The 14,244-nt window shown below is 63.8% G+C and carries 14 protein-coding genes; 7 read left to right on the top strand and 7 right to left on the bottom strand.

Features of this window, described 5'->3' with window-relative positions; genetic code table 11:
• Positions 1-356 precede the first annotated feature (356 nt).
• The 5 genes from ABID19_RS10695 to ABID19_RS10675 all read right to left on the bottom strand — a co-directional run bounded on the left by ABID19_RS10695 (position 357) and on the right by ABID19_RS10675 (position 6,429).
• The gene (locus ABID19_RS10695) at positions 357-1,793 is read right to left on the bottom strand and encodes an amidase (RefSeq protein WP_354490284.1); all 1,437 of its coding nucleotides are present in this window, start codon (positions 1,791-1,793) and stop codon (positions 357-359) included.
• A 332-nt stretch (positions 1,794-2,125) separates the two neighbouring features.
• The gene (locus ABID19_RS10690) at positions 2,126-3,217 is read right to left on the bottom strand and encodes a Gfo/Idh/MocA family protein (protein ID WP_354490282.1); all 1,092 of its coding nucleotides are present in this window, start codon (positions 3,215-3,217) and stop codon (positions 2,126-2,128) included.
• 291 nt (positions 3,218-3,508) lie between these two features.
• A complete protein-coding gene (locus tag ABID19_RS10685; RefSeq protein ID WP_354490280.1) occupies positions 3,509-4,675 on the bottom strand; it encodes an ABC transporter substrate-binding protein in 1,167 nt (388 codons plus the stop codon).
• 69 nt (positions 4,676-4,744) lie between these two features.
• Complete coding sequence (locus ABID19_RS10680) at positions 4,745-5,605, bottom strand: ABC transporter permease (protein ID WP_354490278.1); 861 nt, start codon at positions 5,603-5,605, stop codon at positions 4,745-4,747.
• Positions 5,602-6,429: an ABC transporter ATP-binding protein gene (locus tag ABID19_RS10675; RefSeq protein ID WP_354490276.1), complete on the bottom strand. Its 828-nt coding sequence runs from the start codon at positions 6,427-6,429 to the stop codon at positions 5,602-5,604. Before ABID19_RS10675 ends, ABID19_RS10680 begins: the two co-directional genes overlap by 4 nt.
• Before the next feature lie 21 nt (positions 6,430-6,450).
• Here ABID19_RS10675 and ABID19_RS10670 point away from each other — a divergent pair, with 21 nt between their 5' ends.
• The 3 genes from ABID19_RS10670 (at position 6,451) to ABID19_RS10660 (ending at position 9,786) form a co-directional block, all read left to right on the top strand.
• Positions 6,451-6,669, top strand: coding sequence for a hypothetical protein (locus tag ABID19_RS10670; RefSeq protein ID WP_354490275.1), 219 nt, complete (start codon positions 6,451-6,453; stop codon positions 6,667-6,669).
• A gap of 72 nt (positions 6,670-6,741) precedes the next feature.
• A complete protein-coding gene (locus ABID19_RS10665; RefSeq protein WP_354490273.1) occupies positions 6,742-7,686 on the top strand; it encodes a MurR/RpiR family transcriptional regulator in 945 nt (314 codons plus the stop codon).
• A 312-nt stretch (positions 7,687-7,998) separates the two neighbouring features.
• A complete protein-coding gene (locus ABID19_RS10660; protein WP_354490668.1) occupies positions 7,999-9,786 on the top strand; it encodes an NAD(P)/FAD-dependent oxidoreductase in 1,788 nt (595 codons plus the stop codon).
• Positions 9,787-9,933: 147 nt separating this feature from the next.
• Here ABID19_RS10660 and ABID19_RS10655 read toward each other — a convergent pair whose 3' ends face one another.
• Positions 9,934-11,163, bottom strand: a complete 1,230-nt coding sequence (locus ABID19_RS10655) for an amidohydrolase/deacetylase family metallohydrolase (RefSeq protein WP_354490271.1) — start codon at positions 11,161-11,163, stop codon at positions 9,934-9,936.
• 23 nt (positions 11,164-11,186) lie between these two features.
• Entirely contained in the window at positions 11,187-11,552 is a 366-nt protein-coding gene (locus ABID19_RS10650; RefSeq protein WP_354490269.1) for a RidA family protein, read from the bottom strand.
• Between the two features lie 272 nt (positions 11,553-11,824).
• Here ABID19_RS10650 and ABID19_RS10645 point away from each other — a divergent pair, with 272 nt between their 5' ends.
• The 4 genes from ABID19_RS10645 to ABID19_RS10630 all read left to right on the top strand — a co-directional run bounded on the left by ABID19_RS10645 (position 11,825) and on the right by ABID19_RS10630 (position 14,235).
• The gene (locus tag ABID19_RS10645) at positions 11,825-12,583 is read left to right on the top strand and encodes an SDR family NAD(P)-dependent oxidoreductase (protein ID WP_354490268.1); all 759 of its coding nucleotides are present in this window, start codon (positions 11,825-11,827) and stop codon (positions 12,581-12,583) included.
• A gap of 54 nt (positions 12,584-12,637) precedes the next feature.
• Positions 12,638-13,123, top strand: a complete 486-nt coding sequence (locus tag ABID19_RS10640; RefSeq protein ID WP_354490266.1) for a hypothetical protein — start codon at positions 12,638-12,640, stop codon at positions 13,121-13,123.
• A 150-nt stretch (positions 13,124-13,273) separates the two neighbouring features.
• Positions 13,274-14,029: a COG4280 domain-containing protein gene (locus ABID19_RS10635; RefSeq protein WP_354490264.1), complete on the top strand. Its 756-nt coding sequence runs from the start codon at positions 13,274-13,276 to the stop codon at positions 14,027-14,029.
• Positions 14,026-14,235, top strand: coding sequence for a hypothetical protein (locus ABID19_RS10630; RefSeq protein WP_354490263.1), 210 nt, complete (start codon positions 14,026-14,028; stop codon positions 14,233-14,235). Before ABID19_RS10635 ends, ABID19_RS10630 begins: the two co-directional genes overlap by 4 nt.
• The last annotated feature ends 9 nt before the right edge of the window (positions 14,236-14,244 follow it).

The following is a 14,244-nucleotide window of genomic DNA, read 5'->3' as shown; positions in this document are numbered from 1 at the left end:
CGGGGGGCTCCTTTCATCTGTTCGGCCGATGCCCTGGGTCAAAGAAGAGCCGACATTGATCCCGATCCCCTCGGATCCCTGGACGGTCCTGCCCCTACAGACTGTCCAGAGAGCACCACCGGCTTCGGCCGGTGGTGCGTTTCTGTGTGAGAAAAGGCGCTGAGCGAGCCGAAGCCGGAGTCCATAGCGGCGCGCAGCACGTTGGCAGCTTCACCCACGGCGCCTACTCCGGTGCCCTGGGCCCGGGCAAGCCACCTAGAGCAATTCCAGGAAAAGTGCGTAGCGGTTTTCCGTCCGGAATTGCGTAAAAACAAATACTTAGAGCGGTTCGGCGTTTCCGTGAACGATGAACCGCTCTACATCTCAGGCCGCCGGTGCTTCCACGGCATCTCCCGCTCCAGCTGCGCGGAGACGGCGAGCACGCTCGCTTCATCGCCATAGCGGCCGACTAGCTGCACGCCGATCGGTACGCCGCCCGCGGACCAGCCGAGCGGCAGCGAGATCGCCGGCTGTCCGGAGATGTTGAAGGGGAAAGCGAAGACGGCGTCCGTCCATTTCGCGTTGTAACGGTCGATGTCGGGTTCCGACATGTCGTAGTAGCCCAAAGGCTTCGGCAGTTGAGTGAGCGTCGGCGTGATGAACAGATCGTAGGGCGCGAGATCGCCGACGATGTCGCGGCCGATCTGACGGATCGTCTCGACATCGGAGATGTGGCGGATGCCACTCGTCGCGCGGCCGCGCTCGATGATCGCCCAGGTTACCGGCTCGACGTCGGCCTGCGTCACCGGCCGGCCGATGACCGTCTCATGATAGCCGAAGGCTGCCGCCGTCTGCACGCAGGTCATGTTGGTGTAGGTTTTCCACACCGCATCGGCGTCGAGCGGCATGTCGTGCTCCTCGGCATCGTGCCCCAGGCGCTCGAGCGCAGCCACCGTCGCCAGCACCGTGGCCTTGACCTCGGGGTCTACAGCCGTGCCGTTGGGCGGCGTGACTGTGAAGCCGATGCGCAGCTTCGTTGGCGCGCGCGTCAAAAGGCTGAGCCAGCTGCCGTTCGGGACCGGCGGCGTATAGGGATCGCCGGGCAGCGCGCCGGCCACGGCATCGAGGTAGGCGGCGGTGTCGCGCACCGTGCGCGAGCAGCACAGGAAATAGGCGCCGCCGTACCAATAGTCGCCGAAAGGCGCCAGGCTGACGCGTCCGCGCGACGGTTTCAGGCCGACAATGCCGCAACAGGAGGCCGGAATGCGGATCGAGCCGGCGCCATCGCTGGCCTCGGCGATCGGCACCATGCGCGCGGCGATCGCCGCCGCCGCGCCGCCGCTCGAACCGCCTGGCGTGATGCCGTCCTTCCAAGGGTTTTTCGTCGCGCCGTAAAGTTTTGGTTCTGTGGTGATCGACCAGCCATTCTCGGGCGCATTGGATTTGCCGACAAGCACCAGGCCCGCCGCCTTCATGCGGCGCACGACCTCGGTGTCGAAATCGGCGACGACATCTCTGAGGAAAGAACAGGAGTTGGTGTTGGGCGCTCCAGTCCAGGACGAGGCCAGTTCCTTGAGCAGGAATGGTACGCCGGCAAAGGGTGCGCTTCTATCGACCGTCTCAGCCGAAGCCCGCGCCATGTCGTAGAGCCGGTGAATCACCGCGTTCAGCGCCGGGTTGAGCCGCTCGATCGTCGTGATGGCCGCCTCGACAAGCTCGGCCGGCGAGACTTCCCCACGCTTAACCAGCCCAGCGAGGTCCAGCGCGTCGGACTCGGCGTAGGTTTCCAGGAAACTGTCGGTGATTTCGGCCATGTCTCTCTCCCTCGTTCTGCCGTCGCGGATAGGCCCGACGGCTATCGCTTCCAGGCCAATCGCCGGATCGTAGCGCCGCCCCTCATCTGCCTGCCGGCATCTTCTCCCCGTAAACGGGGAGAAGGGGACTGGCCGCAACGCTGGCGCTCCCTCTGCAACGCCGGAGATTGGCGAAATCCTTTGCGAAGGCGTCCTTCTCCCCGTCACTATACGGGGAGAAGTGCCCGGCAGGGCGATGAGGGGCGGCGCCAAGATCCGCCATTGTCGCTCAACACGGCGATCATGCTACGGGCTTGCCGGCGCCTCCTCTTCGCGCCAGCAGCCGGACTTTGTCAGGCCAGTTCCACGGTCCGCCCTTCCGCGATGCTCTGCTCGGCGGCAAGCACGATGCGCAGGCTGTTGACCGCGGCATCCATTTGCTCGGTCAGATCGAGATCCTCGCGGATGGCGCGCAGGAAGAATGCCTGCTCGCGGTCGCAAAGCTCCTGGTGGCCGGGTTCATCCTCCATGCTGACGATCTCGTCCGGCTTGCTGAAATTCTTGTCGCCATCGACCGCGGCATAGTGAATCTTGAGCGCATCGGTCTTGGTGTGGCGATCGATGTCGGCGGAGTTCGACACCTCGGCTGCTTCAGCCGCACTGCTTGCCGTCTGGCCGGCGACGATGGAGACCGCCCCCTTGGGGCCAACCACATCCTTCACGAAATAGGCCGTCTCGCTCATCATCGGCCCCCAGCCCGCCTCATACCAGCCGACCGAACCGTCATCGAAAGTAACGTGCAGATGGCCGTAGTTCTGCTTGTCGGCCTCCGCCCACAATTTGGCGCCGATGCCGTGCACGCGGACCGGCTTGGCGCCGGTTAGCTGGCACATCACGTCGACATAGTGGACGCCGCAATCGACGATCGGGATCAGCGAATCGATCAGGTTCTTATGCCAGTGCCAGGCGCTGCCGCTGCTCTGCTGGTTGAGGTTGAGCCGCATGACCAGCGGCTTGCCCAGCGTCTTGCCGACCTCGATGAACTTGATCCAGGACGGGTGGACGCGCAGGATGTACCCGAGCACCAGCTTGCGGTTCTTTGCTCGCGCTGCCGCGACGACCTTTTCGGCATCCTCGATATTGGTGGCGAGCGGCTTTTCCATGAACACATGGCAGTTGGCGTCGATTGCCTTCAGCGCGTATTCGGCATGGGTGTTGGGCCAGCTGTTGATGGAAACGGCATCCGGCCCGGTCTCTTTCAGCGCCTGGTCGAAATCCTCGTAGAGCGGATAGCCGGCTAATTCCGCCGGGATCTTTGTGTTGCTTTTGATCGTGCGGCTCATGATGCCGACGATCTCGAATCCGTCGAGCCGATGGTATGCGCTGGCATGCGACGCGCCCATATTGCCCAGCCCAACCACCAGCACTTTCACCTTGTCGGCCAAAGCCACCTCCCTTTTTCTTGATTGAATCGCGGGTGGCACTCCCGTCGCCGCCCGTATGTTTATCCAGGGCAATCACTTCAGGTTGGCGCTGCCCCTCATCCGCCTGCCGGCACCTTCTCCCCGTATAGTGACGGGGAGAAGGGAGACCGCCGCAACCTCAGCGCCCTTCCTGCAACGCTGGTGATTGGCGAAACCATTGATGATGGCGTCTTTCTCCCCGTCACTATACGGGGAGAAATGCCCGGCAGGGCAATGAGGGGCGGCGCCGACATCGACAATTGCCGAGCAGACTTACTTGACCGCCGAGTCGAACAGATGCGCCTTGATCTTCTCGACATCCAGCGCGGCAAAGCCTTCCGACAGCTTGTAGCCATCGGCATCGGCCTTGACCTTGGCCTTGTCGAAATTATTGGCCGGCCCGATCAGCTCGTTGGTGCAGACGTCCTCGGCCTTCACCGGGCTGGTGATCTGGCCGATCTTATGGATCTCCTCGAAGAAGCCCTGCCAGCTCGCCATGTCGTGCGAGCCCCAGCCTTCGCGCTTGTCCATGTCGCCGCGAAAGACGTTGATCTGCTGCAGGATCGAGGTGGTGCCGAGCTCGGGCCCGAGATTCTTGGCCAGCGTCGGGAACTGCCCGAACACCGCTTCGACGGCGGCGCGCGGATTCTGGTAGCCGAATTCGAGGCCCATCGCCCAGCCGCGCAGGTACTTTTCCAGGAACGCCTTGCGGTCGGGATCCTCGAGATCTGCTGCGCGCACGACGAAAGTGTTCGCCGGCAGCTTCGAATTCTGCACGCCGAGCCAGTACTCGAAGTCGAGACCTTTGGCGATCCATTCGGCGCGCAGGCCTTCCCACGACAGGGCGGCGTCACCCTGGCCGCCGGCCAGTGCAGTGCCCCAGGTCGGCCAGCCAGCCTCGACATACTTCACCTTCTTGATGTCGACGCCCTGCGCCGCCAGCAGCGGGTCGGTGATCGACTGCCATGCGGCGGAGCCGAGCAGGATGGTCTTGCCCTCGAGCGTCTTCAAATCGTTCGAGCCCTCGCCCTTGCGGAAGGCGATGCTGAACGTGTCGCGCGCGCCCATATGGAACACGGATTTGAGCTTCATGCCGTTCTGGATGGCGAAGGAGAAGACGCCGGGCGAGGGGAAGCCCATGTCGGCCTGGCCGACATCGACGAACTTCACCGTCGCGGTGCCGTCCGACGGCCCCGGCTGCATGTCGGTGTCGAGGTCGCCGAAATAGCCTGCCTTCTTGGCAGCCCAATAGGGATAGTCGTCCAGCACTTCGAGCGTGCCGCGCGGCGAGATCCAGGTGAATTTCTCATAGGCTTCGGCCTTGGCTCTGAGGCCGGAAGCACCGAGCGCGGTGGCCGTCACCAGGCCGGCGCCGGTGACTTGCAGAAAATACCGGCGGCTGATCCCCGCACTATGGCTGATTGAACTTTCTTTGGTCATGGCATTCCCCTTTTTGTTGATTGCTTTGCCCTGACGCCCGCCTCCCGGGCGCCATTATCACCTTTGCGCCTATGCCTCCCAGCTCGCCCACTTCTTGCCGATCAGGAAGAACAGCACGTAGATCAGGATGCCGAGGATCGAGAGGATCAGAACCACCGCGAAGAATTGCGGCATCTGGATCATCGACGAATAGGTGGTCAGCCGGTTGCCGAGGCCGAAGCCGCCGCCGACCATCTCGGCGCCGACCGCGGTCAAAAGCCCGAAGATCGCACCGATCATCAGCCCGACCAAGATCATCGGCAGCGCCATCGGCGCCCGAATCTTCCAAAATATCTGCAAGGTGCTGGCGCCATAGGAACGCGCCAGCGCGATCTTGGCGCTGTCGACGCGGCGAAAGCCGGTCGCCGCATTGATCATCACCATCGGACCGGCGGCCAACGCCACCGCGATGATGCGCGGCGTGTAACCGAAGCCGAAGCGCAGGATCAGAAGCGGCACCAGCGCCAGCATCGGCGTGGTGACCAGGAGCAGAATGTAGGGCGCCACGATCTTCTCGGCGAAAGGAAATTGGGTGATCACCGCGGCCATCACCAGGCCGATAATGGCGCCGATCGAAAAGCCGGAAACAAGCTCGACCAGCGTGTAGCCGAGATGCGGCGCAATCAGCGGGAACTCGTCGAACAGCGCGTAGGCGATCGCGCTTGGCGCCGGCATGATGTAGTGCGGCACATTGAACAGCCGCAGCGCCAGCTCGATGCCGCCGATGATGATCACCGCAACGGCGACGATGGCAGCGAGCTCGGCGCCCGACCTGATGCCGGGGCCGCTGGCGAAGGCCGAAAGATTGGTCAGGCTGACCTCATGCCCATCGCCAGCCTTGGCGCCCGACTTGGTCTTGGAGAATTCCGGGATAGTGTCGCCTCCGCTCATGGCCTGATCCTCACAATCTCGGCGGTGCCACGCTCCCGCGCCTTTGGCCGTACGCGCTCGCCGACAATGTCCATCTTGATCGTGTTGGTGAGGTCGAAGACTTCCTTCGTCGCCATGATCTCCAGTGAGCGCGGGCGCGGGAATGGCACACGATATTCCTTGGCGACGCGGCCCGGCCGCGCGCTCAGCACCACCACCCTGTCGGAGAGGAAGATCGCTTCCTCGATGCTGTGAGTGATGAAGACGATGGTGGTCTTCGTATCGAGCCAGATCTCCTCGACGAGACGGTTCATCTCCTCGCGGGTAAAACTGTCGAGCGCACCGAAGGGCTCGTCCATCAGCAGGACCGAGGGCTTCAGTGCCAGCGCCCGCACGATCGCCGCGCGCTGCTGCATGCCGCCAGAAAGCTCGCGCGGAAACTTGCCGCCGAAGCCGTCGAGCCCGACGCGATTGACGAGATGGGCGATCCAGGCGCGATCCGGCTTCTCGCCCTTGATCTCGAAGGGAAAATGGATGTTGGCGTCGAGATTGCGCCAGGGCAAAAGATTTGCCTCCTGGAAGACGATGCCGATATCCGGATGCGGCCCGGTGATCTCCTTGCCGTCGAGCCGGATCGTCCCGCTGGACAGGCGGTGCAGCCCGGACATCGACCACAAAAGCGTGGTCTTGCCGCAGCCCGAGGGGCCGACGATCGAGACGATCTCATTGGCATGAACATCGAGGCTGCAGCGGTCCAGCGCCAAAAGGTCGCCGGAAGCCGTATGATAGATCTTGGTCGCGCCCTGCACGCCAAGCTTCGGGGTTTTTGCACTGCCCGTATTCATGCGCCCCTCGGAGATCGCGCGATGATCCAGTGGGCCATCTGTCCGCAAAATCAGTCTGTAACTATCCTACTTTACTGTCAAGCGGCGACCGCAGCTGACGTCGGCAAGATCGCTGTAGCGGCACCTACGCTGTTGTTTGGATTAGCTTTTCTATTTCTTGAAAAGCTTGTTGCTTTCCTACATACTTCGATAGCCGGCCGCCTGGAATGGCCATTCCAACAGACGTTGCGGATCGCATGAGGCGGAGCAGGCAAGCGATGCGCAGACATGGTAGAGGTCCAGCTCAACCAACGGCAGAGGAAGGCTCAGTTCATGACCGAAGCTGACGGCCAGGCACGGCGGACCTCCGACGACGATGCCGAGGGGCACGACCATGTCAGGCGCATCCCCGACATCATCTCGCTGGTCAAGGACTCTTACGCTGAATTGCGCCCGGCGGAACGGCGCGTCGCCGATGTCGTGCTCGACGACGTCAAATTCGCGGTCGACGCTTCCAATGCCGTGCTCGCCCAGCGCGCCGGGGTGAGCGAACCGACAGTGACCCGGTTCTGCCGCGCCATCGGCTGCGAGGGCGTGCGCGATTTCAAGCTGAAGCTGGCGCAGAGCCTCGTCGTCGGCGCGCTCTATCTGAGCAAGCCGCCGCCGACCAGCAGCGACAACGGCATGCCGTTCTGGAACGCCGTGTTCGGCGAGGCACGCCGGGCGCTGCAAGAAGCCGAACGGCAGCTTGATCCGGCGCAGCTGGTGAAGGCGGCCGAGCTCATCGCCAAGGCGCGCCAGGTCACAGTGTTCGGCCTCGGCGGCAGCTCCTCGGCGCTGGCGCAGGAAACCCAATACCGGCTGTTCCGCTACGGCATCACCGTCAGCGCCCAGTGCGACCCCTATCTGATGCGCATGACCGCCTCGACCTTGAAGCCGAGCGATCTGGTGATCGCCATCTCGGCGACCGGACGCACGCGAGAAGTGATCGAAGCGGTGGAACTTGCCAAGCACTACCGCGCCAATGCGATCGGCGTGACCGCGCCCGACACCGACCTGGCCCGCGCCTGCGACGTCAGGCTGACGGTCGCGGTGCCAGAATATCCCGACACGTTGAAGCCGACAGCCTCGCGCTTCGCCTTCCTGGCCGCGATCGACCTTATGGCGGTCGCGGCGGCCTACAAGCTCGACGGCTCGGCCCGCGAAACGGTCCGCCGCATAAAATACAACGCCCAGATCCACAGGACGGGTAAGGAGATGGAGCCGCTCGGGGATTGAGGAGTGGCTCTTCCTTCTCCCCTTGTGGGCCTGTTGCAATATTCGGAACAAAAGGAATCGAACCGGAATCGGAACAAGAACAGAAAGAATCCAAAACGGGTCGTTTGTTCCCGGTTTTCCCCATTTTGCAACAGCCCCCTTGTGGGAGAAGGTGGATTGGCGCGCAGCGCCAAGACGGATGAGGGGTTTTGGACGGAGTGCCGGCGGGCCAAGCTGGAACACCCCTCATCCGTCGCCTTCGGCGACACCTCCTCCCACAAGGGAGAAGGAAAGACCGGGCGGCGCCGACTTGAAAAGGTAGAAGGACAACAGATGCTCGACATGGCACCATCGAAACAGGCCGCCACCTGGCTTTCCTCCCTCGCCCGGGCGCTCGAAGCGGGCGACGCCGAGGCCGCGACCAACCTGTTTGTCGAAGACTGCTACTGGCGCGACCTGCTGACCTTCACCTGGAACATCAAGACCATGGAAGGCCGGGCCGCGATCCGCGATATGCTGGACGCCACGCTGGCGACGATAAAGCCGGCTAGATGGCAGCTCAGTGGCGAAGCAAGCTCGGATGAAGGCATCGTCGAGGCCTGGTTCACTTTCGAGTCATCATCGGCATGGGGCCAAGGCATCATGCGCCTTCAGGACGGCCGGTGCCGGACGCTGTTCACGGCGATGACCGACCTCAAGGGCTTTGAGGAGCGCAAGGGTCCGGCGCGGCCGCTCGGTGTCCGCCATAAGGCCGATCCCGACCGCGAGACCTGGTCGGAGGCGAGAGCGCGCGAGACGCGCGACCTCGGCTCCGGCCAGCAGCCCTACTGCCTGGTCATCGGCGGCGGCCAGGGCGGCATCATGCTGGGCGCGAGGCTGCGGCAACTCGGCGTGCCGGCCATCATCATCGAGAAGAATGCGCAGGCCGGCGATTCCTGGCGCAACCGCTATCGCTCGCTCGTGCTGCACGATCCGGTCTGGTACGACCATCTGCCCTACATCCCGTTTCCCGAGAACTGGCCGGTGTTCACGCCCAAGGACAAGATGGGCGACTGGCTGGAAATGTACACGCGCGTCATGGAGCTCAATTACTGGACCTCCACGAGATGCGTCAGCGCCAGCTATGACGAGGCCGAAAAAATCTGGACGGTCGAAGTCGAACGCGCCGGCGAGCGCATCACGCTGAAGCCGAAGCACATCGTCTTTGCGACCGGCGCCTACGGCCCGCCAAGACGGATCGACCTGCCGGGCGCCGATGTTTTCCAGGGCGAGATCCTGCATTCCAGCCAGTATTCCAGCGGCGAGAAATTCCGCGGCAGACGCGTTGCGGTCATCGGCGCGGCGAGTTCGGGCCATGACGTCAGCGTCGACCTCTGGGAGAGCGGCGCCGAGGTGACGATGATCCAGCGCTCGCCGACCACGGTGGTCAAGTCCGACACGCTGATGGAGGTCGGCTTCGAGATTTTTTCGGAAGATGCGCTGGCCCGCGGCATCACCACCGAGAAGGCCGACATGATCGTCGCCTCGACCCCATTCGCGCTGCTGCCGCAAAGCCAGCGCGCGCTCTACGACATCATCAAGGCGCGCGACGCTGCTTTCTATGATCGTCTGCGCGGCGCCGGCTTCGCCATCGATTTTGGCGACGACGAGACCGGACTGCTGATGAAGGCCTACCGCACCGGCTCGGGCTATTACATCGACGTCGGCGCTTCGGATCTAATCATCAACGGCGAGATCGGCGTCCGCAGCGGCGTCGGGATCAAGTCGCTGACGCCGACCGGGATCCTCTTCGACGACGGCACCGAACTGGCGGCCGATGCGATCATCTCCTGCACCGGCTATCAGTCGATGAACGAAACTGTGGCGGCGATCGTCTCGCGTGAGGTCGCCGACAAGGTCGGCCCGTGCTGGGGGATAGGCTCGGGCGTGAAAGGCGACCCGGGGCCATGGCAAGGCGAATTGCGCAACATGTGGAAGCCGACCGCGCAGGAAGCGCTATGGTTCCACGGCGGCAATCTGGCGCTGTCGCGTTTTTACTCGAAGTTCGTGGCGCTGCAGATCAAGGCGAGGATGGAAGGGGTTGCGACGCCGGTTTATGGAGCGCCGGGGGTGAAGCTGTAATCTCCCCCCTTGGGGGGGAGATGGCCGGAAGGCCAGAGGGGGTCGCCGCGCGTCGAGCGCCAACCTCCATCCGTTGCAAGGAGGCGAGCCCGGTCGAACCGACCCCCTCTGTCGCCTTCGGCGACATCTCCCCCTCAAGGGGGGAGATCACCCACGCCCGAAATGCCTGGCCACCACATCGACATGCGTCTCATGGGCATGCGCTTCGAAGCGCTCGGTATCGCTCAGATCGTCTACGGCCTCGTTCGGCCACCAGGTGCCGCCGACCACGATGCCGTCCGAGACCAGCCTCTGCTCGGCGACCAGCGACGCGCCGACGGCATCGACGAAGGTGAAACGCCCCGGGCGCAGCCGCAGCACCGCGATGTCGCCGACGGCACCAACCGTAAGCGCCCCAAGATCGGGCCTTGCGATCGCCTCGGCCGGCCGCTGTGTCGCAGCGCGCAGCACCTCGACCAGCGGCATGCCGAGCGCCAGCAGCTTCGACATGCAGACCAGGATGTCGAAAGCCGGCCCGTCGACGCAGTAGAGATGCACGTCGCTGCTGATCACATCCGGCGCCAGCCCTTCCTTAAGCATCGCCTTGGCGACCTCGAAATCGAACGAACCCATGCCGTGGCCGATATCGAAGATGACGCCGCGCTCGCGCGCCAGCCGCATGTCTGGCCGCACCGCCCCCGATGCGAAGATCGGCGCATTGGGAAACGGCCGGAAGCAGTGGGTGAGGATGTCGCCCTTGCGCAGCCGCGGCAGCACTTCCGAACGCCCGGGGGGCGGCTCGTCGATATGCGCCATCAGCGGCAGGCCGGCCTGGTCGGCGGCCTCCAGCGCCAGGTCGACCGGCGCAATGCCGCTGGTGCCGCCGGCATGGCGGCCCGAGCGGACTTTTACGCCGACAACCACGTCTCGATGCTCGCGCACCGCCGCCACCGTCTCGCGCGGCTCGCAGAGCCTGAGGTCGCTGCACTCGCCGACCGAAACGGTCTGCGAGAAGCCGAAAATGCCGGCAAAGGAAATGTTGACATAGGCCAGGATGCGAACTTTCGAGCGCTCGATGACATGACGGCGAAAGCCGAGGAAATTACCGGCGCCGGCGCTTCCCGCGTCGATAAAGGTGGTGGTGCCGCTTTTGGCGGCGAGGCGGTCGGCATCGACGCCGAGCGAGGTGCCGCCCCAATAGACGTGGCTGTGCAGGTCGATAAGGCCGGGCGCGACGATGGAGCCCGTCGCATCGATGACACGCGCCGCGCGGTCAAACGGAATGTCGGCATCGATCGCGGCGATGCGGCCATCGGCAATGGCCAGGTCGCGTTGCGCGTCGAGGCCGGACGCCGGATCGATTAGACGGCCGCCCTTCAGGAGGAGATCAAATTGCATCGGCGTCCGCCTCCGTTCCGTCTTCACACCGGTCTATAGGCGACAGCCTCGACCTCGATCTTGATGTCGATCATCAGGCGCGATTCGACGGTGGTGCGCGCCGGTGGATCTTTTGGGAAATGCCTGGCGTAGACGGCGTTGAAGGCGCCGAAGTCGCGCGCGTCCTCTAGCCACACGGTCGTCTTGACGACGTCGTCCATCGTGCAGCCAGCCAGTGCCAGGGCTGCCTTAACGTTCGAAAGCACCTGCTCTGTCTGCTCGGCGATGCCGCCCTTGACCACCACGCCGTCGCTGCCGACAGGCACCTGGCCCGAGATATAGACCATATCGCCAGCCCGGACCGCGGGCGACAGCGGCACATGGGATGTTCCAAAACACTGCTTGGGCACGGAAAGTCTCCCTGTTCAAAAGCATCAGCGCTTTGCCCTCCGGCAATCGCCGCCGAGCCGCGCGGTTCGGGCTCTTTCGCTGCACCGGTTTGCCCGTTTACTGCCGGAAGGTCTACGCCTGTCCCGGCGATTCTCATACAGGCTGTGTTGGAAAGCAACATTTTTTGGAATTCATGTTGCTTTATTACAAGAGCATCCGCATCCTGCTCGATCAGCGATTGCGTCGAGTCATCCGGCAGGCGAGGATTGGCGAGGGAGAACGAGGAAGCCGCATGATCGATTTCGGTGGCCGCAGCGTGGTCGTGACAGGTGCCGCCGGCGGCGTCGGTAGTGCGCTGGTCGCGGTCCTGTCCGCCTGCGGGGCCAGGGTGGTCGCCTGCGATCGCGAGGGCACCGACCTGACCGGCGCCGGGATAGAAGAGGCGCATCATTTCGACCTGCTCGATGACGAGGCCGTGGCGGCATTTGCCAAGCGCATCGGCGGAAACGCTGCACCAGCGGCAGTCATCTCCAACGCCGGTTGGACGCGGGCGGAAACGCTCGCCGATGTCTCGACGGTGGCTCTCGATCACGAAATGGATCTGAATTTTCGCAGCGCCGCCCTGCTGTCGCAGGCACTGCTTCCCGTCATGCGCAACCAGCCGCAGGGCGCCGCCTTCGTGTTCATCTCCTCGGTCAACGCACAGGCCCATTTCGGCAATCCCGCCTATGCCGCCGCCAAGGCAGCACTCAACGCCTGGATGCGCGCCATCGCCACCGAGGAAGGCCGCAACGGCATCCGCGCCAACGCCGTCATTCCCGGCTCGATCCGGACCGGCGCCTGGGAACACCGCCTAGCGCACAAGCCGGAGATCCTCGCCGCCGTCGGCAAGCTCTATCCGCTGGGAAGGCTGGTCGAGCCCGTCGAGGTCGCCCGCGCTGCGATATTCCTGGCGTCGCCCTTCGCCAGCGGCATCACCGGCACGACCTTGAATGTCGACGCCGGCCTGATGGCCGGCAATCTGCCGTTTCTGGACCAGATCGGCGGCTGATCGGATCAAGTCGAGCCTTCAGCCGGCCGAAACATCGCACACAGGGGAGCAAAAGTGACCTTCGACAAGAACCCGTTTCCGCCCGGCGACGCCGACCGCCATGCGCTCTGGGAGATGCTGGTGCGGCGCGACATCGACGCTTTCCTTGGCCAGGACTGGGCGATGGTCGAGGATGATTTCGTCGCCTCGAGCTTCTTCGGCATGCACGCTCATTTTCTCAGCGACGCAGATGCCTGGCGGCTGCAATTCCCGACGCTTCGCAGCTATCGCGACGAGTGGCTGCGCCAGGCCGGGGAAACCGCCGCGACGACATTTGCCGAACCGCTGCGCGAGGCGCTGTTTCGCATCACCAACATGCGCGATATCGACGTCGACGGCGACCGCGCCGTGCTGCACAAAAAGTTCAACGGCTCGATCGCCAAACCCGACGGCAGTGCCGAGAAGCTGAAATGGCAAACCTTGTATTTTTGCACCAAGGTCGCGGGAAGCTGGAAAATATCAGGCTTCGTCGGCTATATGCCGCATCCGCTCGGGAGTTAGCCACGATGCCTTCGTCATCTCAGGGCGAAGCGGAGCGCAGACCCTGGGAATGACGAAGCGATCGCTCGCTGGCGCAAATTTGTGAGAATCGGTGGCGGGTACCGACCCCCGCGTCCATGGTAAGAAGCGATCCTAGCCCAGGACGGAATCATGACCGGCTTCACACCCATCGTCTCGACCATTACAGCCGCTTTTCTCGCTTCCTTCGTCGAGGTCGTTGAAGCGTTCACCATCGTGCTGGCTGTCGGCGTAACGCGCAGCTGGCGACCGGCGCTGATCGGCGCGGCACTGGCGCTGGCGCTGCTCGCCGCGCTGGTCCTTGCGTTCGGGCCGCTGCTGGCGCTCGTTCCCATTACTATCATGCAGTTCGTCGTCGGTGTGCTGCTGATCCTGTTCGGCATGCGCTGGCTGCGCAAAGCTATCCTGCGCGCCGCCGGTGTCATCGCCCTGCGTGACGAGGAGGCGGCCTTTTCCAGGGAAACCGCAGTGCTGCATCGGCAGGCCAATGACAGGCGGGCCGACTATCTGGCGGGGGTGGCGGCGTTCAAGGCGGTGCTGCTCGAAGGTGTCGAGGTGGTGTTCATCGTCATCGCGGTCGGCGCAGCACACGGCCAGACGCTCTATGCGAGCCTGGGCGCCCTGGCAGCGTTCGTCCTGGTGATGCTCGTCGGCCTCGCTTTGCATCGGCCGCTGGCGCGCGTTCCTGAAAATGCGCTCAAATTCATCGTCGGATTGATGCTGACCAGCTTCGGCATCTTCTGGACCGGTGAAGGCATCGGCGCCGATTGGCCGGGCGACGATCTGGCCCTGCTCGCGATCTTCGCTATCGTCGCGCTGGCGTCCTTTGCCATCGTTCGCTGGCTGCGCAGCGCCCATCCCGCACTCACCGGAGGGTTGGCCCGATGAATGTCATTCGCCTTGCCGCGAGGGAATTCATCGGCATGTTCGTCGACGACGGCAATCTGGCGCTGCTCGCTTTGCTGCTGATCGCGGCAATCACGGCAGCGGTAAAATTCTTGGCGCTGCCGCCGCTCGTTGGCGGCATCCTGCTGCTAATCGGCTGCGTCGCGATCCTGGTGCAGAGCGTGCGGCGCGCCGCGCGGAACCGGTAATCCGGGCAG

Origin of the sequence: Mesorhizobium robiniae (genome assembly GCF_040545535.1) — a bacterium.
Lineage (GTDB): Bacteria > Pseudomonadota > Alphaproteobacteria > Rhizobiales > Rhizobiaceae > Mesorhizobium > Mesorhizobium robiniae.
Note: the sequence above shows the minus strand (reverse complement) of the source record. Positions and strands in the feature narration are given on the sequence as shown.

Bases quoted from the DNA above. Each gene is read 5' to 3' on its own strand.
- ABID19_RS10695 (WP_354490284.1), bottom strand. From the start codon at position 1,793: ATGGCCGAAATCACCGACAGTTTCCTGGAAACCTACGCCGAGTCCGAC.
- ABID19_RS10685 (WP_354490280.1), bottom strand. From the start codon at position 4,675: ATGACCAAAGAAAGTTCAATCAGCCATAGTGCGGGGATCAGCCGCCGG.
- ABID19_RS10680 (WP_354490278.1), bottom strand. From the start codon at position 5,605: ATGAGCGGAGGCGACACTATCCCGGAATTCTCCAAGACCAAGTCGGGC.
- ABID19_RS10675 (WP_354490276.1), bottom strand. From the start codon at position 6,429: ATGAATACGGGCAGTGCAAAAACCCCGAAGCTTGGCGTGCAGGGCGCG.
- ABID19_RS10670 (WP_354490275.1), top strand. From the start codon at position 6,451: ATGATCCAGTGGGCCATCTGTCCGCAAAATCAGTCTGTAACTATCCTA.
- ABID19_RS10665 (WP_354490273.1), top strand. From the start codon at position 6,742: ATGACCGAAGCTGACGGCCAGGCACGGCGGACCTCCGACGACGATGCC.
- ABID19_RS10660 (WP_354490668.1), top strand. From the start codon at position 7,999: ATGCTCGACATGGCACCATCGAAACAGGCCGCCACCTGGCTTTCCTCC.
- ABID19_RS10655 (WP_354490271.1), bottom strand. From the start codon at position 11,163: ATGCAATTTGATCTCCTCCTGAAGGGCGGCCGTCTAATCGATCCGGCG.
- ABID19_RS10645 (WP_354490268.1), top strand. From the start codon at position 11,825: ATGATCGATTTCGGTGGCCGCAGCGTGGTCGTGACAGGTGCCGCCGGC.
- ABID19_RS10635 (WP_354490264.1), top strand. From the start codon at position 13,274: ATGACCGGCTTCACACCCATCGTCTCGACCATTACAGCCGCTTTTCTC.
- ABID19_RS10630 (WP_354490263.1), top strand. From the start codon at position 14,026: ATGAATGTCATTCGCCTTGCCGCGAGGGAATTCATCGGCATGTTCGTC.